Source organism: Sphingopyxis sp. EG6 (assembly GCF_003609815.1).
Taxonomy (GTDB): domain Bacteria; phylum Pseudomonadota; class Alphaproteobacteria; order Sphingomonadales; family Sphingomonadaceae; genus Sphingopyxis.
The window spans coordinates 3,477,930-3,503,098 of record NZ_AP017603.1 but is presented as its reverse complement, the minus strand read 5'-3'; the positions used below and the strand labels follow the sequence as shown (position 1 = coordinate 3,503,098).

General features: G+C 64.1%; 20 protein-coding genes. 11 read left to right on the top strand and 9 right to left on the bottom strand.

The window, feature by feature from the left end:
- Positions 1 to 4: 4 nt before the first annotated feature.
- The 3 genes from SPYCW_RS16995 (at position 5) to SPYCW_RS16985 (ending at position 2,987) form a co-directional block, all read left to right on the top strand.
- Positions 5 to 799, top strand: a complete 795-nt coding sequence (locus tag SPYCW_RS16995) for a hypothetical protein (protein WP_120217813.1) — start codon at positions 5 to 7, stop codon at positions 797 to 799.
- Between the two features lie 124 nt (positions 800 to 923).
- Entirely contained in the window at positions 924 to 2,180 is a 1,257-nt protein-coding gene (locus tag SPYCW_RS16990) for a hypothetical protein (RefSeq protein ID WP_120217812.1), read from the top strand.
- Between the two features lie 12 nt (positions 2,181 to 2,192).
- Positions 2,193 to 2,987 (top strand): HNH endonuclease, encoded by a 795-nt coding sequence (locus SPYCW_RS16985; RefSeq protein ID WP_120217811.1) that lies wholly within the window; start codon positions 2,193 to 2,195, stop codon positions 2,985 to 2,987.
- 78 nt (positions 2,988 to 3,065) lie between these two features.
- On the opposite strand, the gene SPYCW_RS16980 is transcribed toward SPYCW_RS16985, so the two are convergent.
- The 3 genes from SPYCW_RS16980 to SPYCW_RS16970 all read right to left on the bottom strand — a co-directional run bounded on the left by SPYCW_RS16980 (position 3,066) and on the right by SPYCW_RS16970 (position 12,200).
- Positions 3,066 to 8,192, bottom strand: coding sequence for a hypothetical protein (locus tag SPYCW_RS16980; RefSeq protein WP_120217810.1), 5,127 nt, complete (start codon positions 8,190 to 8,192; stop codon positions 3,066 to 3,068).
- A gap of 374 nt (positions 8,193 to 8,566) precedes the next feature.
- Positions 8,567 to 9,472 carry a hypothetical protein gene (locus SPYCW_RS16975; RefSeq protein WP_145986008.1) on the bottom strand — a complete coding sequence of 302 codons (906 nt, stop codon included), beginning with the start codon at positions 9,470 to 9,472 and terminating at the stop codon, positions 8,567 to 8,569.
- Between the two features lie 13 nt (positions 9,473 to 9,485).
- Complete coding sequence (locus SPYCW_RS16970; RefSeq protein ID WP_172595542.1) at positions 9,486 to 12,200, bottom strand: AAA family ATPase; 2,715 nt, start codon at positions 12,198 to 12,200, stop codon at positions 9,486 to 9,488.
- 15 nt (positions 12,201 to 12,215) lie between these two features.
- On the opposite strand from SPYCW_RS16970, the gene SPYCW_RS19075 reads away from it, so the two are divergent.
- The gene (locus SPYCW_RS19075; protein ID WP_172595541.1) at positions 12,216 to 12,884 is read left to right on the top strand and encodes a hypothetical protein; all 669 of its coding nucleotides are present in this window, start codon (positions 12,216 to 12,218) and stop codon (positions 12,882 to 12,884) included.
- Here the strand turns inward: SPYCW_RS19075 and SPYCW_RS16965 are convergent.
- The 4 genes from SPYCW_RS16965 to SPYCW_RS16950 form a co-directional block, all read right to left on the bottom strand.
- Positions 12,860 to 14,920 (bottom strand): FAD-dependent oxidoreductase, encoded by a 2,061-nt coding sequence (locus SPYCW_RS16965; RefSeq protein WP_120217807.1) that lies wholly within the window; start codon positions 14,918 to 14,920, stop codon positions 12,860 to 12,862. The genes SPYCW_RS19075 and SPYCW_RS16965 overlap by 25 nt on opposite strands.
- A gap of 85 nt (positions 14,921 to 15,005) precedes the next feature.
- A complete protein-coding gene (locus tag SPYCW_RS16960) occupies positions 15,006 to 15,662 on the bottom strand; it encodes an ATP-binding cassette domain-containing protein (protein ID WP_120217806.1) in 657 nt (218 codons plus the stop codon).
- A 24-nt stretch (positions 15,663 to 15,686) separates the two neighbouring features.
- Positions 15,687 to 16,919 (bottom strand): hypothetical protein, encoded by a 1,233-nt coding sequence (locus tag SPYCW_RS16955; RefSeq protein ID WP_145986007.1) that lies wholly within the window; start codon positions 16,917 to 16,919, stop codon positions 15,687 to 15,689.
- A 35-nt stretch (positions 16,920 to 16,954) separates the two neighbouring features.
- Positions 16,955 to 17,392: a hypothetical protein gene (locus tag SPYCW_RS16950; protein WP_120217804.1), complete on the bottom strand. Its 438-nt coding sequence runs from the start codon at positions 17,390 to 17,392 to the stop codon at positions 16,955 to 16,957.
- A gap of 121 nt (positions 17,393 to 17,513) precedes the next feature.
- Here SPYCW_RS16950 and SPYCW_RS16945 point away from each other — a divergent pair, with 121 nt between their 5' ends.
- Complete coding sequence (locus tag SPYCW_RS16945; protein WP_172595540.1) at positions 17,514 to 18,206, top strand: Crp/Fnr family transcriptional regulator; 693 nt, start codon at positions 17,514 to 17,516, stop codon at positions 18,204 to 18,206.
- A gap of 291 nt (positions 18,207 to 18,497) precedes the next feature.
- Here SPYCW_RS16945 and SPYCW_RS19555 read toward each other — a convergent pair whose 3' ends face one another.
- Positions 18,498 to 18,983 (bottom strand): MBL fold metallo-hydrolase, encoded by a 486-nt coding sequence (locus SPYCW_RS19555; protein ID WP_172595539.1) that lies wholly within the window; start codon positions 18,981 to 18,983, stop codon positions 18,498 to 18,500.
- A gap of 34 nt (positions 18,984 to 19,017) precedes the next feature.
- The gene (locus SPYCW_RS19550; protein WP_120217801.1) at positions 19,018 to 19,518 is read right to left on the bottom strand and encodes a MarR family winged helix-turn-helix transcriptional regulator; all 501 of its coding nucleotides are present in this window, start codon (positions 19,516 to 19,518) and stop codon (positions 19,018 to 19,020) included.
- A gap of 119 nt (positions 19,519 to 19,637) precedes the next feature.
- On the opposite strand from SPYCW_RS19550, the gene SPYCW_RS16930 reads away from it, so the two are divergent.
- The 6 genes from SPYCW_RS16930 (at position 19,638) to SPYCW_RS16905 (ending at position 25,093) form a co-directional block, all read left to right on the top strand.
- The gene (locus SPYCW_RS16930) at positions 19,638 to 19,934 is read left to right on the top strand and encodes a hypothetical protein (protein ID WP_145986005.1); all 297 of its coding nucleotides are present in this window, start codon (positions 19,638 to 19,640) and stop codon (positions 19,932 to 19,934) included.
- A complete protein-coding gene (locus SPYCW_RS16925; protein WP_120217799.1) occupies positions 19,931 to 21,067 on the top strand; it encodes an amidohydrolase family protein in 1,137 nt (378 codons plus the stop codon). The genes SPYCW_RS16930 and SPYCW_RS16925 overlap by 4 nt, the downstream gene beginning before the upstream one ends.
- Before the next feature lie 126 nt (positions 21,068 to 21,193).
- Entirely contained in the window at positions 21,194 to 21,562 is a 369-nt protein-coding gene (locus SPYCW_RS16920; protein WP_120217798.1) for a small multi-drug resistant family protein, read from the top strand.
- A 30-nt stretch (positions 21,563 to 21,592) separates the two neighbouring features.
- On the top strand, positions 21,593 to 22,879 hold the full coding sequence (locus SPYCW_RS16915) for a hypothetical protein (RefSeq protein ID WP_120217797.1): 1,287 nt from the start codon (positions 21,593 to 21,595) through the stop codon (positions 22,877 to 22,879).
- Positions 22,869 to 24,329, top strand: coding sequence for a UbiA family prenyltransferase (locus SPYCW_RS16910; protein ID WP_120217796.1), 1,461 nt, complete (start codon positions 22,869 to 22,871; stop codon positions 24,327 to 24,329). The genes SPYCW_RS16915 and SPYCW_RS16910 overlap by 11 nt, the downstream gene beginning before the upstream one ends.
- A gap of 101 nt (positions 24,330 to 24,430) precedes the next feature.
- Positions 24,431 to 25,093 carry a response regulator transcription factor gene (locus SPYCW_RS16905; RefSeq protein ID WP_120217795.1) on the top strand — a complete coding sequence of 221 codons (663 nt, stop codon included), beginning with the start codon at positions 24,431 to 24,433 and terminating at the stop codon, positions 25,091 to 25,093.
- Positions 25,094 to 25,169: the final 76 nt, after the last annotated feature.

Below are 25,169 nucleotides of genomic sequence, written 5' to 3'. Positions count from 1 at the left end.
CAGAATGGACAAGTTAAACCGCAAGCAGATCCACGCACGCGCCCGCGAAATTCTCGAGGAGCATTCCGGCGGCATTCGTTGGGGCGAGATCCTGAAGCTGATCCACGCCGACGCGCCAGACACGCCGCCCAATAGCATTCACGGTGCCATCCAGGTGCTGTTCCAGAGCTCCGACGACATCGTAAAGGTCGCCCGCGGCACCTATCAGCTGTCGAAGTTCGTAGACGAGGACGCTGCGGAGGCGATCGCCGCCGACGCGGCCGTTGCGACCGCGCCCGTCGTTCCGGTGAAGAACGGTGCCGTTCAGGAAGCACTGGCCGAGCAGGATTTCTACGCGAGCTTCGCCGAATGGCTTGTGGAGAACGACGAGGTCACAGTCGCCGGTGCGCTCGGTGGAAGCAGCCTTGGTGGAAAATGGGGCACGCCGGACGTGATGGGTGTCCTGAAGCCTCGCGCCCAGGACATGTTCAAGTTCGAACCGCAGATTGTAACCGCCGAGATCAAGGCGACGCCGAGCCAGCCTGTCGTCGCCTTCGGACAGGCGGTCGCCTATCGGCTTTTCTCGCACAAGAGTTACATCGTCGTTCCGCGCACCACGAGCAGCGACGATATGAATCGGTTGAAGTCGCTGTGCAGCATCCACGGCGTCGGTTTGGTCGTCTTCACCCTGGACAAGAGCGAGCCGGACTATGGGGTAATTGTTCTGCCTGCCGTGGCGACCCCGGATATGTTCTATGTGAACAGCATGCTCGACCGTCTGAAGGGCAGCGAGCCGAATCTGCTGAACCGCTTATTTTGAGGTCGAACGTGGACCGGCAGCGGACCGGCAGAGAATAATCCGACTAACATTATAAGGGGATCGATACCCGTGTTGGTGTCGTTTCAAATCGCACGGGCAGACCGATAGGGAAAACACGGAACGGATGAACCAGATCACGATTTTTTACTCGTGGCAGAGCGACCGTGACAGCTCGGTGTGCCGCAACTTCGTTCGGATCGCGCTCGAGACCGCGCTCGGCGAGCTGCGCGACCAGCATCCGAACGTGGAGCTTGTTCTCGACTCCGACACCTCGGGCGTCGCCGGCACGCCGCCGGTGACCGAGACGATACTGAAAAAGATCAAGGCCTGCGGCGTGTTCGTCGGAGACGTCACCTTCGTGGGAGAGACAGCCAAGGGCAAGCAACTCCCTAATCCAAATGTCCTCACCGAATATGGATACGCGCGGGCAGTCCTCGACGACGAGCAGATCGTGCTTCTCATGAACACCGCCTTCGGGCCGCCGACAGATTTGCCCTTCGACTTGGCTCACCTGCGCTTTCCACTCGCATGGGAGCTTCAGGACGACGCTGCCGCCGTCGAACGACGCAGAATCCGCGCGGCGTTCGCCACGAAGCTGGCGCTCTGCCTAGACGCATCGATCCGCTACGTCCTAGCGAAGCCGCCTGCCGGGGGTCTGGCGCTGAACGGGCTGGCAGCAGCCAGGGCGACACTGACGGAACTCCGAAATAGGACGGGCCGCGGCGACGTTCCGGCGATCGTCCCAGGCCCGCGCCTCGTGGTCCGCTTGGCACCTGCGACGCCCCCGCAGTATCTGGCGCCCGCTGCGGTGAAGCGCACACGCCAAGCGTTCGTGCCGAGCGAATACGAGCTCGTCCAGACCGAGGCGAGCCTAGGCCAGTGGGCGAGCTTCGATCCGCCGAAAAGCCGCGGCTCTGGGCCCAACCCAGAAGCTCGCTGGTATACCCGGATCGTCGCGCCCGGCGCGGTCGAAACGGCCGTTGTCGTGGGCGTGCGGGTCGATGACGACCGAACTATCATTGTCGACGGCTTTCCATTGGAAGGAAGGCTGGTCGAAACCGTTCGCAGGTCAATCGAGATGCTGAAATCGATCGGGGCCACCGGACCAATCACGATTGAAGCCGTCCTCCATGAAATCAAGGACGTCCAGCTTTCCTCCCCATCACGACTCAGCCGACCGTCCCGAATTCCGGGGATCGAGACAACGACGCTGGTGCTGCCCACGCTCGCCGACTTCACTCCAGAATCTCTCCGCCCGATGATGGACGACATATGGCTGGGGTTCGGGTTCGAAGACGGCTCGCCCAGCTTCGAGCAGGGTGCGTGGCGGGGAGAGGCCCATCCTCGCGCCTACGAGCCCGCTACCTTCCGCTGGCCTTAGGGAGAGTCGCCGATGGCCGCCGGCAACCGGAAGCTCAGCAAGGCGGAGTTCCTCCAGGCTCATCCTAACTGCTGCTTCTGCGGAGGACGCCGCCCGACGGCGGAGCGCGACCACGCGCCGGCGAGGATCGTCTTTAGGGGCAAGCATGGGCCTGACGACTTTGAGTTCCCCGCGTGCGCCGAGTGCAACCGCGCAGCCGCGCTGAGCGAGCAGGTGACCGCTTTCTACATCCGAAGCGTCGATCGGAGCTACGAGCGGTTGGACGCAGGCGAGTATCAGAAACTTATCGAAGGCATCGTGAACAACGCGCCCGACGCCCTGCCTTACCGTAACCCGTCTCGCGGGCCGGAGTCATACACACGCTTCATCACCCCCGATGCGGAGTATCGGACCGTTTCGATCCCGGGTGTCGCGAAGGACCACATCACCCTGTTCGGGATCAAGATGCTATACGCGATGTATTACCGGGTGACTGGACGCTCGGCCTCTTCGTCGCTGCGACGATTGGTCTACTGGGCGCAGGCCGGCACCCCCGCCGCGGACCAGGTCCGCCAGAACGCCAGCCAGTGGTTCGACGATCTGCAGGTGGCGCGTCGGCCGAACGTCGATCTGGGCGACCAATTCAGATATCAGACCGGCTACAATCCCGCCCACGGCTACCTTGGCCTGCATATGTCGTTCGGCGAGGCTCTGGTGTTCTTCTGCGTCCTCGGCCCCGCGCGCGAGATGATCCGCCTCAAGCCGAAGCCCCCGCTTTACCAGACGATCAAGGATCTGGGTGACAAATTCCGGATCCGAAAACCCTGATCGTTAGCGGCGGGCACCCGCGTCGGGCCGATACCGGGCAGCGGCATCGCTTCGTCGCGGCGTCGCGAAGACGGCCCATCAGGACTGCGAGTTCTGCACGGAGGGAACGGCGGCGGCTTCGATCTGCCGTTCGATCTCATGGGCTTCGGCGATGCCGACCGACACTAGCTGCCCGATCACGCTGTCGATGCGCGAGCGATAGGGATGCGCCGGCTCCAGGATCGCCGGTTCCTGTAGCTTGGCCGCCTCGAACCATTCGACGACCTTGCCCCCGACGCCTGCGGTCACCCACAGGCTGGCGTCGGTGGGAACCCGATCGAACCAGGCCTCGACGGCCGCAAGCACGAAGTCTAGGTGGCGCGAGCGGGGCGCGACGAGGAGCATGTTCATCGTGCACATCGCCACGAACGTCGTCGGACCGCCCATCTGCAGAGCGCGCAACGAATCGAGGAGCGGATCGAGGCGGTCGGCGACCGCGGGGACCAGATAGCTCCGCGTGCCAGTAAACGGATTATGCGTGTTGAGCAGCATCCGCGCCACGACACCACCGGTCTCGTGGTCGATCGACAGCTCTCCCGGCGCGTAGTTGTCGCGCCATCGCCGCAGCGCCATCGTGCGTGCAGCCAGGCGCTCGCGCAGCTCGACGGGCCGAACTGGCGACCGGCTCGCGTCGTTAAAGTAGAGCACGTCCGCCGCGAGGATCAGCGTCTCCGCCACGTCGCCGAACGACCTGTCGGGGAGACTGGTGATTTGCTCGACCAGCAGTCCGAACTCGGCAGGATCCGCATCTAGCAAAACGACGGCGACAAGCGCGTAAAACTGGGCGTTCCACTCGCTCGGCGAGTAATCGATCTCGGCGTCGGACGGAAGCCGCACACCGTTGACCCTTCCGCTCCAGTCGGCATAGGCCGAGACAACCTCCCCGCCCCAGTCCAGACGCTTTGCCTCGGGATCGTTCAGTAGCTGCAACCACGCCGCCGCGGCATCGCTGTTGACGTGCAGGACGGAACCGTCACCGGCGACCTCGTCATCCTTGCCCTCGTCATCTTCGCTCTCGTCATCCTTCGAGATGCGGATGCGATGGGGCCGCCGCAGCATCGGCTTCTCGTCGGGGAAGGCCGGCCAGGCGGGCTCGGCGGCACCCTCGAGCCAAGCGATCTCGGCCGCAACGGCCGCTTGCGTCGTCGCATCTCGCTTCTCCTCGAAGACCTTCTGCAGCGCCTCGTCCTCGTCATACCGGTGCCAGCGCCAAACCGTCCCGGCAAAGGCCGCCCGCATCCCCGCCTTCAGCAAACGAGGGTCAGTCTCCGCGATCATCGCGACCGCGGCCGCGAACGCGGGCACCGCGGCGCGATCTAAGCGTGCAGCGATTGCGACGAGTTCGTCGCGGTCAGACTTCAGTCCGCGACGACGCCAGAGATGAAGCAGGGCGAGCGCGCCGAGCGCTGGGCGATTGTAGCTCAGATTCTCGTTCGGTCCCGAATAGCGATCCGCCTTCTCGCCAAGCGCCCGCCGCACCACCTGACGGACCCAATCCTCATGCGCGTCGAGAAGCGCGTCGTCGCCGTCGCGCGCTACCAGCAGCGCCGTCCTGATCAACCGCGTTGAGATGGACGCGGGATCGTCGGCGTCGGCGCCGTCCGGAAGCGCGCCGGCGGCATACTCCACCGCGTCCCGCGCCGTCTCCGCCGTAGCGTGCTCGCCGCCGTCCGCTGCCAAGTGGATGAGTGCGTCCATGTTGCTCTCGCGGGCGAACGAGGCGTGGCGCTCCTGAAGGCGGCGCAGATGCTCCTCCTCGTCGGTGGGTGCCCGATACGTTCGTCCGCCCTCGACCTCGACCCAGTTCCCGGGCGTAACGAGATTCAGCGCATGGCGGCCCATGAACGCCGGATCACCGAAATCAGCGCGCTCCCCATAGGGGCCGAGACCATCGACCGCCGCCCGCAGAAGTTCGCGCAGCTTCGCGGAATCGGCGTCTTCGTTGATGTAGCGGGGAAGCGCATTCTCTAGCACCGCTTTCCGCGAGGGTCTGCCGCGCAGATCGGCGAGCGACACTGCGCCCGGCGGCTCGTCGCGCATAGCGAACCGGCCGGTGTCCATCCGATCGTGAACGGAGCGGCCCCGCTCGGTCGCGAGGAGTTCCGGGTTGGCTAGGAAGGGGACCATGGCCGATCGCGTCGCTGGGAAGTGGGAGAGCAGAAGGTCCACGGCGACGAGAAGGAACGCGGCCGAGCTGCCGGGCGGACCCAGCACGTCAGCAAGCACCTCGTCAACGGGCTCGCCGGCATCCAGCCGCCGGTGGCCCCACGCCTCGAGCGCCTTCAGGCCCGACGCCGCCGAATACTCCCGGGCCTGATCCCGCGACCAGAAGTAGGTGTTCTTCCAAGGAAAGAAGCGCGGCCCGTCGTCGAACACGACGGTGTATCCGTTCTTTCCCGGGTCGCGCCCTTCGCTGTGCGCGTCGATCGCGGCGGCGACGAGGCGCCGAACCAGCCCGAGCCCGACCTCCTTCGCGTGCACCAGCAGGTCGAAGAAGGGAGGCTGGGCGGGCGACGCCGGAAGATAGTCGCTGTCCGCATGGCTGAACACGCGCCCGCCAGAAACGCCGTAGGGGGACTCTCGCTGGCGTCGCGGCTCGATCAGGCTGTTCGCCATGACATCGGCCAATTCGGTCGGCACGACCTGTGCCAGGACCGTGCTGAACTGACGAACCGCTTTCGCCTTGTAGGAATCATGTTCGTCGTCAATGTCGAGGAGGTATCGGCTGGCGGCCTCCGGCGCCTGGGCCGAGAGCAGAAGCGCCATAGCGCGAAGGTTTCCGATCATGCGTCGCCGGGTGCCGCTGTCCATCCGTTCGAGCGCAGGGTCCGACGGGATCGTGACGGCGGCATCGCGCACGTCTAGCTGGCGCAGCCATCCGAACAGCATGTTCGCCGTGGCCGTCCCGAGCCCAGGAACGGCGAGAATGACCTGCAGATCGATCTCGACGAGATCGACGATTGCGTCGATCGCCTGAAGGGGGATCTCATCTTGATGAGCGAGCGCCCAGCTCAGCAACCAGAACCCGGTCCCGGTCGTGTTGGTGCGCAGAGCTTTCGGCACCGGCTTGTCGGTCTTCACCTCCAACTTCGCGTAGAGCTCCGCGGTGGAAACCGTATCGACGGCGGCGATCGTCGTCACGAGCTCGACGAACAATGCAGCCCCGCGCGCCAGAAGGGCCGCGCTGCAGCGCTCGAGCAGGTCCCCGGCGATCTCGGACCGCACGATCGCCAGAAGCGCATTCCTCCGCCACGACCCATGAGCCCCCGGTGGGGAGAGCCTTTCCAGAAGTCTCAGCCAGGAAGCGCAGTCGTCCGATCCCTCTAGATCCAAGCGCCCGGCGAACTCGATCCCGCGGGCGATGCGCGGCGACGCCGGGACCGTCAGGTCGACGCCGGCGAGCCTTTCGCCGTCCTCGTGGATCAGGCTTCCGATGGCCCAGTCCCGCAGCACGTCGTGGTAGAAGGCGAACTGGTCGCGCCGGACCTCGGTGAGAGTCAGCGACCGGGCGAGGTGCGTCAGCGCATCGGAATTCTCTTGGACCCCCAGTGTCGACCCACCCGTCAAGGCGATGCGCGCCAGCTCGGCGATGATCCTCTGGCCCGCTCGGGGATCGCCGAGCGAGTAGTCCGCCGTCTCCCACCACCGTCTCGCCAGTTCAGCTTCGGTGCGAATCTCTGCGGATCCCTGAACTTTCACCAGGCGCGAAAGCCGGTAAAGGTTACGCGCGATGCTTGATGCGGGATGACCAGGCGCGAGAATCGCCCTCAGCTCCGGCGTCTCCTCGGAAAGGACCTCCACCTCGTCGTCGGTCAACTCGCCGACAGTTACAGGGTGAACGCCCCCGAAGGCTCCGATCACGTCGTCATGAATCCATCGGGCCACGCCGCCCGCCTCCGTGGCCCTCGCGGTCGCGATCACCGCGAAGCCGGGAACCGCCGCCGCCTCGCGCAGCACCTGATTGACTGTCAGCTGCGTGCCGGGATCGGCGAACATCTCCAGGCCGTCGATAACGACGAGGCCGCCCCCGCTGGCGGCGAGGTCGTTGAAGAATTCGCGCGCCGTTCCGGGAATCCCGTGCCTCTGCGCGAAGGCGGCCCACCCACCAGGAGGTGTCGACGCCTGCTCGAGGACGATCAGGACAGATTCGCGCCCGACGCGCTCCGCGACCAGCTTCAGGACGCCCGACTTTCCGACGCCGGGGCCGCCCTGCAGCTCGACGAAGCGGTTATCCTCCAAGGCCGCATTCAGGGCATCGACGGCCGCGTGCCGCATGAGCGTGACGCCTCCGACCGTCGTGCCGATGCCGATTAGCGTGTGACTCGCCTGTTCGGCGAGAAGCGCGCGGGCCGCGCGGTAGTCCCGGTCGCCAGCGAGACGAAAGCTACGCCCCACCAGCTTGGCGCGCAGCTCCTCTCGGTCTATCGCGCCGCCGACCTTGGCTATCGAAACCGAGACCTCGATCAGTTCGCTCCACAGGCTCTCGGCCCTTGTGACGTCCTCGTCGGCTAGAACTTGGCGGGCGAGAGCGAGCCCGTGGGTCCGCGCCAGCGGGGCCGTGGACTCGAAGTCGAACACCAGGATGGCGAAGCGCCGCAGGAAGCCCCAGATCAGATCGTCCTCGTCAGCGATCCCGGCCGCAACGAGATTGGCGCGAAAGGCGGAGACGAAGGACCGCATCTGATCGCTCGCGACCCCCTTGGCGGCGATACGGCTGAAGAACTCGCCGCTCGTCCCAGCAGCGCGCGCCCAGATCAGGACATCCTGATATGGGCCGGAGATGGCTTTACTCTGGCGCTGCGTCGCGACCGCGAGCATGTGCCGCTCCTCCGGCACGCCCCGCGAGCTGGTCCGGGCGACCTGGCCCGCCACCTCCGCGAATACTGCATCCTTCGGGGAAAAGCTCACGTCGCGCTTGGACTGGATCTCCATTAGCGACTCTCCCGCCGGGCCACTGCCCTCCAGGATCAGGTCGTCCAGTGCGTAGCCCTGATCTACGCCCTGGAAACGGACGCGGCTAAGCTTCACGCCCGGCAGCCCTCGCGGCTCGGTCCCCGCGAGCATCGCCAGGAGGTAAAAGGCGCCCAGCTCGCCCTCGATATATACGCCGGCCCCTCCCCGCGAGGCCGGGCTCGACCCCTTTTCTGAGTTCGCTTCTTTTACCATGGCTAGGTTGTTAGAGGTGGCAACGCGGCAGTCAAGGCGAAGGCCAACCCGATGGGCAGCGCGCGATGGGACGACTACTTACGACCTGCAGCGGAAGCATCGGATCGCCTATCGAACGGAGAGCTTCGAGGATATTTTACGGCTGCTTGAATGGCCGAATATAGGGCGCTAAGGCGTCATTGCCGGGCCACTTAAAACTTGATACAATGGTGGCACAAAGGGCGTTTTGGGAGGCCTGCTAAGTTATTGAAAATGCGGGCGTTGCGCGCAGATTGACCCCTCCCGTAGGGGTCACCAGCCCAGTCACAACGCCTCGTACAGTTTAACGCTAGGCCGATTAGGTCAACGGCCCCATGTCCACCTGGAAAGCGCATTCACGGCAATAGGCGTCGAGCCCACCCGACCTTGAAATCAAAGCGGAGCCATGCGCCAAGCGAGACGGGATTTACCTCCGTCAGCCCCAATGTTGACCGAACGTCATGGCTTGCCGATGGATTGATGCCAATTTTGAGGCCCGACGGTAGCATCCCGCTATCGATGACCGGCCCGGCCGAGGGCGTGACGACAAGCACTTCCTTTAGCGCAGCCATCCCGGCACGCGTTGCATCGCGATATTGCCGCAGCATCACTTGCGGCATGCCCAGCTGAGGAAATGGCGGAACATTGCCGACCGCTTCGATACTGAGCGCTTCCGCGAAACTTGCGACCGACTTGTTGTTATCCGCCAAGGCGGATGACGCACCACCGACCGAGCAGATCGGCCTGACCGCGGCATATTCATCGGGCCCAAATCGCTCGAAGTGCAAAGTGGCCACGCTGACGTCGGCCCGCGCAGGATCGGTGGACGCACGAACAATCTGGGACGCGCATTTGGGATATCCGTATATCTCGCGCCCCGATGCCATAGCCGGACCCGAATCGACGAACATGAAGCTGGGGAGCCACATGATGCGATCGGGTTCTTGCTGTTGGACATCACTGCAAAGAACGATGCTCCAAAAGGCAATATCGGCCTCGCCCACAAAGCCGTTTTGACGTTCCAGCGGGTCGAGCGAGCGCATTTCGGGGACGTAGATGGCGGTCACGAGAACGGTGTCACCGACCACCCTGAACTTATAGCGCGCATTCGGGAATCCGTTGAGCGCCGCGTCGCAATAGCGTTGCTGCGCGCTACGGTCCCCGTCGATCAACATCGCGTGCATAATCGCTCCGCGCGCCTCCATCGGAGGCGTTCCGAGCAGATCGTTGGGTAGTCGCACATAGGGTGAGGGCAGGGACATTTCGCTCTTCCGATCAATCCGGACCCAACAGGGTTTCGGCTAGGTTCAATTCTCCCGCCATGCCGCTGCGCGCTGCGCAACGTCTGGCGCGCTGCGCGGCCCGCGCCGCACCGGAACTGCGGCCATTGGCTGCGAGTAGCGCGTCGATAGTGGCGAGTCGCGGCCGCGCGTGGGGAAACAGGCAAGCGAAACGGCGAAGGGCCGGCCGATAGCGTGCGACGAGCTGGCGCGCGCGTTCTGATACGCCCTTTTCGCGATCCATTAGGCGGGCGCCGACAAGCGGTGGGGCCGCAAACCCTTCGAGAGAGGAAAAATTGGTCGGTGGCGTCACAAGCGACAGCTCGCCAGCCGCTTCCGCCATGGCGAGGGCGCCGGTGTCGTCGCCGATATCGCAAAGCAAACGGGCGCGCAGCCCCGCCACGATATGGTCCGAAAGCACGTCGCCCGATTCCTTCAGCCGGATGTGCGCCGCCTCGATTTCCGTCGACGCGGCGTCCAATTTGCCATTCGAAAGATGGATCAGCCCAAGCATGTAGGCGGACCAGCCAAGGTGAAGCCTGTTCTCACGTTCGGCGGCAAGTCGGCCCAATTCGCCAAACCGTGCTTCGGCGGCAGTCCAATTGCCTTGAAAGGTCGCGCTATGGCCCATCGCCGTGACGACGACTTCGCGCAGCTGTCGCTCAGCGGGCCATTCGGCCAGACAGGCCATGCTCCGCGCAAGCTGTCGATCGCACGCCGACCATCGGCAAAAGATCATGTTCAATATACCCTCGGTCGCCCTGACATAAGCTTCCGGCCGCAAATCTCGCCGATCCGCAGCAAGCCGGTGCGCCCTCGAAAACAGGATGCCCGGCACCACCGGAATCCGGAGCAACCCCGCCGCATAGGCAATGGTCGAATTGCTGCGGCAATGCTCAAGCGATCGCGCATCTTGCAGGCCGCCATATCGTGTCGCCATCGATCCGCCGCGCAGCACATCGGCTATGCGACCGGTGAAATAGCCAGTTTCGGATAGGATGCCGCCCGTGCGCACCAGCGCCTTCTTCCCGCGACCAGAGCGCGCAAAGGGCCGCAGCGCCATCGCCGCGAGGGTTGCCGCCTGACCGGCCTTCGCCAGTTCGCCCGCCGCCCAATAGGCTTCGGCCAGCCGCGACCGCCAGCGCGCAACGGCAAAGTTTGCCGCGAGGTCTACGCTCGTGGCCTTCTCGATCGCAAGAGCGTACATTTCCGCAGCGGCAGCGGCAAAACCTGTGTCGAATGCGGCTTGGGCGCCATGGCCATAGCATTGCGCCGCCCGGCGAGGATTTCGCGCCAAATCCCACTGTTGCGCCATCGCGCTCCAACGCGCATCCGCCGGAACGTCGAAGCGCGAAACGCGGGCCAGAGCCTCCGCGGCCATGACCGTCGCGCCCGCGGACATCTCACCACGCACAGCGGAGCGTATCAGTTCGTGCGACGGGCGATACAAGGTCGGGCGTCCCGCATGCTCGGCAAGGCCGGCGGCGACAAGCCTTTCGACAGGGTCGGCTGCGGAGGTTGGCTGGCCCAAGCGGCGCAATATTTCGTCGATGCGATCGAGCGAAATGGCGTCTGCCGCGATCGCCAAGATACGCAGCACGAGGCGATCGACCCGGGACAGAACAGCAATGCGCTGACGGAGAATGTCCGCCAGACTATCGGCGGCAGCGCCCCCCAGCAGCGCCCAAGCGGCACCCGCGCGCGCGGCAAAGGGGTTGCCCCGAGCGAGATCGACAATATGGGCCACATCAGCGTCCCGGATCGCAGGAGCCTCGCAACGGATGAGATGGGCAACAGCGATCCGATCGATTGGTCGAAGCTCGATCACTTTCGCGATGGCGATGGCATCCTGAAAACCCGCTCCGCTACCAAGCTCGCGGCGCGTGAACAGCATCTGCAAGGCAGGCTGCTCGCTTGCCAATCGATCGAACACCTCCGCCGAATATCGATCCGCCAGATGAGCGTCATCGACCGCGACCAAGGTCGCTCGCCCGCGCACCAAGGATGTTATGATCGCTAATGCCAGCTTCTGGATTCGTACCGCGCGGTCAGCCTGGTTTCCCGTCCCGTCGGCAGCGATGGGAGAAGAGCGGGAGTCGAGCAACCAGAGGCCATCCGCGATGCTGAGGTCGTCGCCAATGAGGCCCGCGTCCGCCATGATCGAGCGCAGGAGATGCGCATCGATTTCGGCGTTCGCGGAATATGCGCCGCAAACCAGACCCCTTATCAATTCCCTAACGGCCGCGAATGGCTGAAGCCTGTGGCGAGCGCCGCATTCGATCCAATGGCTCGCTGCGCCGGTGTCTCGGAACTGGTTCCATATCGCCCGAGCCAGCTGCGTTTTCCCGATGCCCGCATCACCGACAATTACCACACGCCTTGTTCCAGCGGCGAAGCAGGCGATGACCTCGGCCAGCTCGGCATCGCGGCCAAATAGATGCTTCCCTACCGCTTCGCTGTCGCGTCCGGTTGCTGAGCGGGCAGGGTTTCTCACATCCACTGCGCCGCGATCCAGCGCCCCACATCGTTTCGCTGCCTGATTGATGGGTTGTCCATGGACAATCGCGATCCCGCGCAACCGCCCCCTGAATATGTCGCCCTCGGCATGCGCCACGGCGCAGTTCGCTCCTAGTGCATTCAATGCGTCGGCGAGCGTACCGAAATCCGCAGGCGTTAGCCGGTGTCCGGACCGCAGCGACAACCGCAGCATGATGCCCTTTTCGTCATGGCCCAGTCGTTCCATATTCCCACCGACGGGGTCGCACCAATCGCGGATGGCTGCCAAAAAGGTGTGGAGGTCATGCTCCACGAGCGATTGCCAGGTCGCGCCGTCGCAAAGGCGCACGAACAGACATTGTCCGGTCTGAAGCTTGCCATCGCTGTCGGCGACCCATTTCTGCACGAAGCCGGGACTGGTGAGCCGGGGCTCGCCAGGTCGCCGCGGCGCGGCAGCCAGTGCCGAATGCAGCCGATACATCGGCTCGCCCCAAAACAGGAATGGTTGACCCGGAACAAGCCCTTGAAGATCGGTGCGGCGCAGCCTCCCGACGGTCCAAGCGGACCTTATCGCAAGTCCGGACGCCTCGACATGCGCACGCTCAGCGGCGATCAGCGCCTCGTTCACGCCGCCGGCCTCGGCCCGTCCCGCAAAAAGCAGGCCGTCGCCGCTGCTTTCAAAGGGCGTCAGGCCAATCTGCGCGAGCTGCTCGACAACCGCTTCACTGCCTCGCAACAAGGTTGCGGCAGCAACTTCGCCAGCCTCGCGGCCATGGCAGAGAGCCATATCGTCGACGACTTGGGAAAAGCCGTTGATGTCATATCCAGCCACCAGCACATCGTCGATGCTGGACACAGGCGAATATGGCATCGTCAATTTCTGTCAGTCTCGCCATAGATGGTGCGCGGATAACCGCATATGGCGCGCGCGCATATCCGGGCAGACATGATCGCACTCTCGACAGCGCCGCAGTCGAAATTGTGCTTTGTCCAGTCGCCGGCCAAGAACAGATTGGCAAAGCCACTGCCATCGGGGGCGAGGCGCGCGTCGGTCGAACCGGCAGGTGATGTGACATAGAGTTTCGCCGGATCGGAATTGATCACCGTCATGCGCTCGCGATCGGGTTCAAGCCCGTCGTCGTCGCGCCGCAAACCGGGGAATATGTCGGACAGGTGCAATTGCATCCATTGTTCGACGAGCTGCGCCGCCCGTTGGCGTTCGTCAGCCGGCTCATCATCAGCGAAATCTGCCTTCGCGAGCGGCACGGCGCCGCAGAAATAGGAAAGACTGCCCGCCCGTTCGTCGGCGGCATCGGCCTGCTCCAGAGGCAGCAGGAAGCTCATGTCGGCCCAGGTGTCGAGCGGCAACTCATGCGCGGTCATCAGCCCCCGTTCCGAAAGCCCGTCAAAGCTATCGACCCGCTCCTGCCGCCAGCATTGTGCCGCGAGCGTCGGGGTGGTCCCAGCGGTCGCCAGCATTTTTTCCCACGCCTCGTTGGCATCGGCCAGCGGGCGCGCGATGATACGCAGCATGCCCGGAGGAATCGCAAGAATGCAAAGATCGAAGTCTACCCCCGCATCCAGTCGCTTGGCATGGCTGCCCGGTGGCACGGGGCCATAAAAAGCTTCAAAATCCAAATTTGCCGCGCGCAGCTCGTCGCCGTTTTCAAGTGTATCCCAAAGCGGTTCGGTGGGCCAACAGCGCCGCTCGGTAGCTTGAGCATCCGGTCGATAGCGGATTACCGGGTCATATTCCCCTTTCGGTCGGGCTTGGATCTGAAATTCGATAGACCCCAAACTGCCGAAGTCGTCGGGACGCAGCGCGGTTACTTTGTGAAAGAAGTGAAAACGAACCCCGCGTCGACGCAGTACGTCATAATATGGCAGGACGAAGACTTCCCCCATCCCGCCGTTCATATGGTAGAACAGGTTGCCGTGTGATGCGAAAAGCATACGAAAATAGGCCCGCAACGCCGTACCGGCGGCGAAACTCTTTTGCAGTGGATCGCCGTCGGTAAAGGCAAAGGCGTAGCTGTAGCCTGCCATGTAGTTTCCGTTGCGAAGGACCCTCTCGCTCGCACCATGGCGCGACAACCACTCGCGCGCATCATATTTGTCGATCGCCTGGAAGCCCGTTGCAAACACGCGGTCCCGGACAAGCCCACGGACGATCACCATGGCGAGTCCGGCAAGACCGAGCCAATCGGCATTTTCTACCGGCACCAGTCCGTCGTCTTTCGAAATTATCCATTGCAACGCATTGCTCGCGGCGTCGATGACGGCCTCTTCGGCGATGAGCGCGTCCTTATCGGATTTTCCAAGCTCGGCAGCCGCCGCCTCGGCAGCGACCAGCGTGGCTGCGAGCGTGCCCAGCTCGATCGATTGAAATTTGGCGAACCCCGCAGGCCGCAAGGACGCCTTACCGACAAGCCCGCCGCCAAAGGGATCGCTCCCCTCTTTCATCGCCGTAAATCCAAGGCGCGCCCACGACAAAAGTCGCCGAATGATCATCGTCGGCGTGACGTCCTCCGGGTCAACACCCGGAACCCGTTCGTCGCCGGCTATGTCGAAACGCGTTTCGCGCATCGCGGCGCCGGGTTCGCGTTGCATGATCGAAAAGCGGCCATATGGAAAAAACGCCTCGTCGAAATGCAGTGGCAGATCTTCATCATGCGCATTCCAGGCGGCATAAAGTGGGCGCAACTGCTGAAAGCAATTATGGTAGAAGCCGCCAAGAATATGCAGGCCATGCTCTTCGTTCCGATACCGGTAATCGGCATTGCGACCCGACGCGGCCTTACCGCCAAGGCGCCACCCCATTGCATACACGTCAATCTCGAACCGGTCCTGCCAGCCAGGCGATTCGGTGATCTCCCATACGGCACCGAGAGCGCCCGCACCGCTGCCCAGCACCGCAATCTTCGTGCGTTCCATCTGCTCCCCCTTGCTTGCTAGCTATTATGTTTTCGCTCGCGTACAAAGCGCGAAACGGCATTCAGACCAAGCATCATGGCACCGGTCACGGTACAGCCAGCCGCAGGACGGCGTCCGCCGCAGCCAGCATTCGGCGGTCGTCCGAAGCGGCGACAATGATCGCGTGGCGGTCATGCGCGTAGGATCGAAGCAGCGCTGCGACGCCGCGCGCATCCGGATCGCGCATGCCCTTTGTCGGATCATCCGCCAGCACGATGAGCGGTTCGGAACAAAGCGCCAAAACAAGAGCCGTTCTGCGCAGGTCGGCGGATGCGAACTCGGCCGGAAAGCTGTCGAAAAGATGGTCGATGCCAAGACGCGCTGCCATCGCCTTGCCGCGGCGGACGGCCTCCGGCCGCTCGCGAAGCGCAGCGGTCATTTTCAGATTCTCGCGGAACGTCAGGAGTGGCACGACAACATTGTCGGATCCGATCGTCGCGATATGGCGCGCGCGCCACCGTTGCGCTTCGTCGGGATCCAGCGCGGACAGCCGATCGTCACCGAAAAATATGTCGCCGCGAGCGGCAGCCGTGGTCAGCGAAAGAATCGACATCAGGCTGGATTTGCCCGATCCGCGATCGCCCGAAACGATATGGAACATTCCGGCGGCAAAGTTCGCCGTAACCGGCGAAAGGACGCAGCGTGTTTCCCCGTCTTCGCGGACCAATTGGCTGACCCGCTCGACCCGGAGGTGCGCCGTCATCCTGCGAACTCGCGCCCTGCGCCTTCAATTGCGGCTGTTGTAATAGGACGTGATCGCGGATGCCTTTGTCGGCGGCGTGAAGGTAATGCCGATCAAGGCTTTCGTATCATCTTCGATACCTTTGCCGGTCACGCGGCCAAGCGATGCCGTCGCCCAAATACCGTTGCTGATCCGGAAATTTGCATTGCCCAGAAACCGCCAATAGTTCCGGTCTTCCTCGGCAGGCAAAACGGCGTTCTGCCGGTTCCAGCCCGCCTGAAAGTTCCAGCGGAACCGCTCGGTTCGCTTGGGATCGTCGGAAGGAACCGACTCGATACCGCCGACAAGCGAGAGCGCGTTGCGCTTGCCCTGAGGAAGAAAGGCGTCGTCGTAGACCGTCTCCTTCAGCGTGTAACGAACGTGCGCCAGCGCCCTGATGTGCAGCGCGCCCAGCGGCCCTTCCTCGCGAGCAGCGGAGCGCCCGAGGACACCCGTGGCAAAAGTGGCCCATAAGATTGTTCCGGACGACTCCAGATCGCGAAACTTTCCAGGCTCGCCCGACATTCGTATGCCCACACCGGCGTCGAGCGAAGGGCGCGCGACCATGCGCTTGGCCTGTTGCGTCACGCACTCGGCATAGGCCTTGCTGATCTCCGCTTCTTTCGTTTTGGCGAATTCAGCATATTTGGCCTCGGCGGCAACCTCACGTTCAGCAAGCGGAAGATCCTTAATCGCCGCGGCGACGAACGCCTCCGCTTCGCGGAAATGGCGATTGACGGGACCCGTCAATATGCAGGTGTCGAAGTCGGCATCATAAAGTCGATCCTGAGCGTCGAGCAGCTTGGCGCTGAGTGATGCCACGAAAGATGAGGGTTTGCCTGTGGCCTTGTCGCCTTCGCTGACGGCAAGCCCGACCTTTGTCCGCGCGGCAATCCGCCCGAGTGCGGACTGGCGACGATAGTGCCAAAGGCTGGTCGGCGCCGTCGACATCAGCCAATAGGGCGAGAAATCTATCGCGATGGCGGGCGACGCGTCACCCGACCCCACCCCGCTGAGGACGTTGATTCCGAATTTGCGTAGCGAGTCGACGCGCGTGATCTGGTCGTTGGTCACTCCGATCAGCGGCAACACCGGGGAATTCGGCGAGTCATAGGCGAATTCGAACAGCGAATCGTCGAGCGCAGCGTCCTTAAGGAACGTCACGATTTTCTCAGCCTCGGCGGCGGGTTCCTGCGCTATGGCTGGGGCCGCCGCCGAGGCGGCGAGCGCGACCGACACAATCGACCGTTGGAAGAAACCCATCGAGATGCTCCTCAAGCGAAGGTGATGATGTCGAAGCCCATCGTCACGGATTTCCCGGCGGGGAAAGAACGAAGCGCGGTGCAGAGCCAACCGTCGGGGTCCAGCGGCAGCGGCGTACCCTGATCGTCGTAGACCGGCAAAACCAGCCCGTTGCGAACAACGCGCATGCACCAGCCCCATTTGTCGTCGGGCGCGCCGGGCGCTTTCGCGGCACCGCACGAAAAAAGCAGCGATGGCGGATTGCTTGATGTGGGCGCGGTCCTGAGCGTCGCGACATTCGCGGCACTGATCGTGGCGATCGCGATCGGGCCGTCGATCACGAAGGCTATATCGATGTCCGGGCCCGGCATCATCAATCGCAGTATCGGGCTCATGACGAACGGCCGGAGCGTGCGCACCTGAAGTTCGACAGCACCCGGCCCCACTTGCCAGACCTTGTAGCGCGACATGTCTTTTCCCCTCCAATGACTACCCGGCGTTCTGCCCGGAGGTCGGAGGCTTGTCGGTCGCACACCGCACAGCGATCTTGTGATTTTCAGCACATTCGCGCACTAAGAGATGGGGGGTCGAATGCAGCAAGCCAATGCGCGAGTGCCGATGTCGGAGACAATCGTCCCCGACGAAATACGCGATATCCTGCTTGCTCACGCGCGCCCCGTGCGCGTGCGCAAAGGCCATATATTGATCGCCGCCGGCTTGGACGCCAACGATGTTTTCCTCGTTTGCGAGGGCCGCGTGCAGGTCAGCCTATTGTCACCGCAAGGGCGCGAGACGATCATTCGGGAAATCGGCCCCGGCCAGATTTTTGGCGAGCTGGCGGCAATCGACGGCGAAGTGAGATCGGCCAATGTCACCGCCATTGAACCGAGCCAGGTCGCGATACTGTCCGGAACGACCTTCGTGGACCTGATCGGGTCGAACGGCGCTCTTGCGCGGTGGGTCGCAATGCATCTGACCACCCAGATCCGCTTTCTCACCGCTCGGGTCTATGAGCTGTCGACGATGTCGGTTGGGAGCCGATTGCAATGCGAATTGATGCGTCTTTGTCTTGAGCATGGCATCGAGAATGACCAGGCAACGATCGAGAACGCACCGACGCACGCTGACCTCGCGGCGCGGATTGGAACGAACCGCGAGTCGGTCACCCGCGAACTAGGACTGCTTGCCGAGGAGGCCATCGTGTATCAGGCAGGCCGACGCCTGCACATCTTGGCCGTCGGCAAATTGGGAACGCTCGTCCGGCGCCTGTCTGCTCACGGTTGACCAGCCGCCAATATGTACGCCGAGCGTCGATTTCCCGCCCGTGGAGACAAGGAGGAGAAACGCTTGAGCCGCCACCGGGTCGACCTCGTGCCCGGGCGTCATCTTGATCGCCGGAAACAAGGATCCAATCGCGTCAGCACGCCTGCAACCAAGCTGTTCTAAGGGTTGCACCAGTCGGGCGGCTGGCGCCCGCGGGGGTCGGCAGGATGCGGATCGCACGGTCATAGACCATGACGTGCGATCCATGATGGCCGGGTGTCGGGAGGACATCGACCACCCGTCCCCCCCAGATCAAAGGGGACGGACTTCTGGGGCCAGTCGCTTATGCCAAAAAAAGTCGACGACGTCCTGCCGACCATGTTTGACGATTTGGGTGGCCGGACGGTCCTTGAAGTCGGCGTCGCCGCCGACATGGTCGCTGTGACCGTGAGTGTGCATGACGACCAGCGGGAGGGATCTGCCGTCGCCCGCGCGTCGTCGCTCGAGCAGGCGGTCCACTTCACTCCGCAGCGCCGCACCCGCGACGCCCGTGTCGATCAGCAACGCGCGGTCGCGACCGATTACCAGATATACGAACGGCGCCTCAAAGGTCGTCCGGATCGATTGCCGGATAGCAAATGTCCGGCCGTCGATCGCCTGGGTCTGCCATGAAGGTTCTGCAGGCGATGCTCCGCTGCGCCAGCGCTCGGCGAACAGCCCCGGGGCTTGTGGCACCCCGGCCGGGACCGGCCCAACGCAACCCGCTTGGCAAAGCGCGATGGCCGCAAGCGACGCCATCAACCGCGAATGCGACATGGCAGGGACGACCTTTTTAGGCGGCAGCAGCGGCGATAGCACGGGTGCGTTCGGCCAAGGATTTGTGGTCAAGCGCGCGCATCGCGCGCAAAGCCGCGGCCGAAAGATCGCAACCTATCTCGTCGAAAAGTGCCGCCATCGCGGCGCGCGCCAGGACGAGACTCGCCTCCAGCTTTTGCAGCTGCCGTCGCCCCTTCGGCGTCAGCCTGACGACTTTTCGCCGTGCGTCGCGCGGGTCGTCGACGCGGCTAGCGATGCCAAGCGTGATCAACAGATCCACCCGTTGCGTCGCGAGCTGGTGCGGTTCGCCGAGTATCTTGGCGATATCGGCGGCCGACAGATTCTTGCCGTTGCCCAGCAACAGAACCGTGGAAGCCGATCGGGACGGAAAGACCACCCCGGCCCGCGACAACAGGTCGTCGCCCTGTTCGACGATCCGATTGACCAGCCCGTCGAGAAGCTTCCCGACAAAAGCGTCGCGAAGCTCGTGCGACTCGATGAAATTCGTCGCGCTCATAAATTCAGCCGGTCCATCGCCTGACAAAATTATACATTTTATTGTACAATCAATTGTACATGATTCGCAAGTCCGTGCGATTTGAAACGAATATGCACGGCTCTATGAGGGAGCGGTCGATGGTCAGATATGCCGTTGCAACATTGCTGGCGGTGGTTTCAATCACCGCTTCACCAGATCTTTTCGCGATGCAGAATCGCACCGAACAGAGCGAAATCGTTCGGACCGAAAATGCCATCGCAATCAATAATGTGACCGTCATCGATGGCACCGGAGCACCGCCGCGGTCCAACATGACGGTGCTGATTCGCGCCGGTCGCATCGTCGCGCTATTTCCGGCACAGGCCGGAACAATTCCCCGGACAATTTCATCGTCGACGGCGACGGGGGGACGCTGCTTCCCGGCTTCGTCATGATGCATGAACATTTGTTCTATCCCGATTCCGCAGGGGGATATTTCGCCGATCCGGAGGCCTTCGCCCGGCTGTATCTGGCGGGCGGAGCGACCACGATCAGAACCGCCGGATCGATCGATCCCTACGCCGATCTCGCCACCGCCCGCGCGATTGCGGCAAACACCCGGATCGGCCCCGATATCGATGTCACCGGAGCCTACGTCGAGGGCAAACCGCCCTCAGTGGCGCGGATGCCCGTCATCGATGGCGCTGACCATGCGGCGCGTTTCGTCGACTTTTGGGCGACCGAAGGCGTGACGTCGTTCAAGGCCTATGAAATACTGAAGCTGGATGCCCTCGCGGCAACCGTCGCCGCAGCGCATCGGCACGGAATGCGCGTCACCGGGCATCTGTGCGCGGTGAGCTATGCCGAGGCGGCCATGGCGGGTATCGACAACATCGAGCATTCCTTTGCCGCGGCGAGCGATTTTGTGTCCGGACGCGTGCCGGGTGTCTGCCCGCCATGGATCGAACGGATCCAGTCGCTCAACCGGCTCGATCCGGATGAACCCGAAATCGGCAAGCTGATCCGCATGCTGGTCGAGCACAAAGTCGCGCTGACCTCTACCCTCGCGATCTTTGAAACGCTTGCGGCCGACCGGCCACTGCCCGATGCCGACGCGCTGGCGCCACTTTCTGACGGGTTGAAGCATTTCTTTCAATCGACGGCGGTGGCTGCACGGGGATCGCCGTTCGGCCCCGCTGTGGCGGCATTGTTGCCGCGGCTCGGCCGGATGGAGCGGCGCTTCGTGCGGGAGGGCGGATTGCTGATCGCGGGTTCCGACCCGACGGGTTTTGGTGGTGTCGTCCCCGGCAGTGCAATGGCCAGGCAATATGAACTCATGGTCGAAGCCGGCTTCACAGCATCCGACGCGATCCGCGCCATGACCTTGAACGGTGCGATCTATCTTGGCCGCGCGGACGATATCGGCTCGATCGAAACCGGAAAACGCGCCGACCTTGTGTTCGTGCGCGGCGATCTCACCGTCGATCCGCGTGCACTGCGCAGCCCGGAAATCATCTTCAAAGCGGGAAAAGGATATAGCTCGCGCGCCATACGCGCCCAATATGAGGGGCGTATCGGGATCGAATAGGCTGGCAGCGCATGGACGGCAGCACCGCCAAACGCGCAGGATTTCGCTCGACATTCCAGGCAAAATTAATCTTATCTTGAAACGCCGCGACTAATGGCAAACCGCTGATAAACCGAAAGATCGCCCATGACTGCGCGCCTGTTCCTGCTCATTCTCGCCAGCGTCAGCCTGTCGGCGCTCGCACAGCTGGCGCTGAAAGTCGGGACCACGTCCGCCGCGAGCGGGCGATCGGCGGGAATCGGCGGCGAAATTGGCGGGCTGGTGCAATCGCCGATGATCCTGCTCGGCCTCTGTCTTTATGGTGTCGGCGCGCTGCTTTGGCTGTTCGTGCTGGGCCGCGCGCCGCTGTCGCTGGCCTATCCGTTCGTGGGGATCGGCTTCATATTGACGATGCTCGCCGGTGCCTGGTGGCTTGACGAAAGCCTGAGCGCGGCGCGCATCGCCGGAACCTTGATGATCGCCGCGGGCTGCGTGCTCGTCGCGCGGTCCGCGTAAATCCTTGCCGCGGCGTTCAGGCACCGCCCGATGATCGCGTCCGCGCCCGTCATGAGCCCTTCGTCATCGCAGCTTTCGCCGCGGACGAGCGCGATCCTGCTCATCACGATCATGCTGGTCGCGATCGGGCTGCGACTGGCCGCTGCCTGGGCCTTGCAACATCCGCTCGAAAGCGACGCGCTCGCCTATTTCACGATGGCCGAGGGTTTGGCGGAGCGCGGCGAGCTCGCCGACCATTATGGCCAGCACGCCTTTTACAGCGCGGGTTATCCGCTGCTGCTCGCACCCTTTTTCACGATATTGGGGAGTTCGGCGGGCGCCGCCATCGCGATCAACCTGCTCTTGTGCATGGTCAGCCTCGGGCTGATCTACCGGCTTGGGTTTGCGCTATCGGCGCAGCGCAGTGCGGGGCTGCTCGCCGCCGCCGCCTATGCGCTCTGGCTGCCCGGGCTGTGGAATGCGACGATGCTGGCGAAGGAGAATCTGACCACGCCCTTGCTGCTCGGCATGGCGCTGTGCGCGATCGCGATCGCGCGCGACCAGCGCCCGATGGCGGCGGCATCGGTGGCCGGTCTATTGTGGGGCGCCGCGCTGATCACCGGCGGATCGGCGCTGCTGCTCTGCCTTGGCGTCGGCGCCGCGCTGCTGCTGCTTTGGCGCGCGCGCGGCAGATTTGCGCCGGCCTTTGCCGCGGGGCTGTGCTTCGTCGCCGGGGCCGCGGTGCTGATGGCGCCGTGGCTTTATACGACGAACCAGATGGTCGGGCGCCCGGTGCTGACCACCAACGCCGCCTTCAACCTGTATCTGGGCAACAATCCCGCGGCGACGGGCCGCTTCGTCAGCATCGCCGACACGCCGCTGGGCAAGGACTGGAACGCGACGCGCCTACGGCTGGGCGAGGTCGGCAACGCCGACCGCCTGCAAGCCGAAGCGCTCGACTGGATCGCGGCGAACCCCGGCGCGGCGGCGCGGCTCGCGGCGCTCAAACTCGCCTATTTCTGGCAACCCAACCTCCCCGACGCGGGCGAGATGGCGGCGTCGAAAGCGGTCACCGCGATCCGGCTGGTCGAGGTCGGGCAATATGGCCTGATCCTGCTGCTCGGGCTGTTCGCTCTTGCCTCGCAGCGGGTCGCGCCCGACGCCAAATGGATTTTTGCGGCGATGATCGCGGGCTTCTGGCTGATCCACGCCGCCGCCTATATCATCGTCCGGTATCGGGATCCGGTGATTCCGCTGTTGATCGTCCTGGCGGCGGTGCCGGTCGCCGCCTGGATCGAGCGGTTTTCTGCGCGAAGGGGATTGCCCGATGCCGCCTGAGCGACCTCTCCGCCCCGACAAGCCGGTGCCGCTGTTCGTCGACGTCGACGGGACGCTGGTGCGCGCCGATCTTTCGCTCGAAAGCTTTGTGCGGATCGCCCGGTCGGGCATCGCCGCGCTGATCGCGGTGCTGGGCTGGCTGATCGCGGGGCGCGCGGTCGCCAAGACGCTGGCGGCGCGGCGCGACCGCATCGATCCGGCGCGCTTGCCCTATCGGCCCGAGGTGCTCCGCCTGATCGACGAGGCAAAGGCCGACAGGCGCCCGGTGATCCTGGCGAGCGCGAGCCACGGGCGCCACATCCGCGGCATCGCGGATCATCTGGGGCTTGCCGAACCGGTCATCGCAACGCGCGGCCGGTCGAATCTGAAAGGTCCGGCGAAGCTGGCCGCGATCCGCGCGCGCATCGGCGCCGACGCACCGTTCGACTATGTCGGCGACAGCCGTGCCGATGCGTGCCTGTGGCGCGAGGCGCGGCAGGGCTGGTCGATCGGCCATGTTCCGGCAGGGCTCAGGGTCGCGCGGCTCGGCGACCCGCGCCCCGGCGCCGTGCGCACCATCGTCAAGGCGATGCGGCCGCACCAATGGGCCAAGAACGCGCTGGTGGTCGTTCCCGCGATGACATCGGGCCAATTCACCAATCCCGCGGTGCTGCTGACCGCGGTGGCGGCGGCGCTGCTGATGTCGCTGATCGCCTCGTCGATTTATTTGCTGAACGACCTGCTCGACATCGACGCCGACCGCGCGCATCGCAGCAAATGGAAACGGCCGCTGGCGCACGGCGATCTGACGATCCCGGCCGCGCTGGGGCTGTCGTTGCTGCTGGCGGCAATCGGCCTGATCGGCGGCTGGTGGCTCGGCGGGCCCGAACTCATGCTCTGGTTCATCGCCTATATGGCGATCACCACCGCTTATTCGTTCCGGCTGAAGGCGGTGATGGTCGGCGACGCGATTGTGCTCGCATCGCTGTACACGATCCGCATCTGGATCGGCGCGATCGCGATCGGCGTGGCGCTGAGCTTCTGGCTGCTGCTGTTTTCGGTCTTCCTGTTCCTCAGCCTCGCCTATCTGAAGCGTTATGTCGAAATGCGCGACGCGATCGAGCCCGAACGCCTGCTGAGCGGGCGGGGCTATGTCGGCGGCGACCTCGATGTCGTGATGATGTCGGGCATCTCGGCCGGGATGGTCGCGATCCTCGTGCTGGCGCTCTTTGCCCATGATCCGGCGACCGCGGCCAATTATGCGCAGCCGCAAATGCTGTGGCTGCTCTGCCTGCCGCTGCTGTACTGGCTGAACCGTATCTGGATCATGGCGCGGCGCGGCGAGGTCGAGGGCGATCCGGTCGCCTTTGCGATCAAGGACCGGCGCAGCCTGCTCGTCGGCGCGGTGACCGCCGGCATCTTCATGGTCGCGCTTTACGGACCTGCGGCGGTTCAACTGATCACCGGCTGATCGCACCGGTCGCGGCAAGCAGCGCGCGATCGCTCCGAAACGGCACCGCCCCCGATCGATCCGCGCTGGCCGCGTCCGCTCGGCGGGGGCAGCAGGATCGGGTGAGCAATGTTGCGGGCCATATCCACCTGATCCTGCCCAATCCCGCCGAGCGCGCGGCCTGTTTTCGCGCGCTGGCGGCGGGCGGCGAGCGGATTGTCCGCTGTTTTGCCAGCGCCGATGATTGGATCGACGGCGACGGCGACGACGGCAAGGGCGGCGGCGCGATCCTGCTCTTTCGCTGGCACCAGCCCGGGCGGGTCAGCGGCGCGGCGTTGCTCGAACGGATCGCGGGGCGCGGCGATCTGGCGGTCTTTGTTGCCGCCGAGCAGTTGAGCATCGCCGAATCGCGCGCGATCCTGCGCGGCGGCGCGCGCGACCTGCTCGCGGCGCCGCTCGACCCGCGCATCGTGCGCCGAGTCATAGACGCGGCGGCTGGCGACTGGCAGGTGCGGCAAGCGGCGCTGCATCGGCGCCACGAGGCAGAGGCGCGGCTGGCGGCGCTGACCCCGCGCGAGCGCAGCATATTGGACGCGATCGCCGCGGGGCTCGGCAACAAGGCGATCGCGCGGCAGCTCGATCTCAGCCCGCGCACGGTCGAGGTTCACCGCGCCAAGATCATGCGCCGCGCCGGAGCCGACAGCGTCGCCGAGCTGCTGCGGTGGCAATTCATCGCCGAGCAGGCGGGCGGCGCCGCGGTCAATCCGGTCCATTTCGGTGCATGATCGCCGCGTGGCGCGGCCAACCTCGCCGCGCCCCGCCTATAAGGCAAATGAACGGCGCACCGCTCTTGAGTTGGTC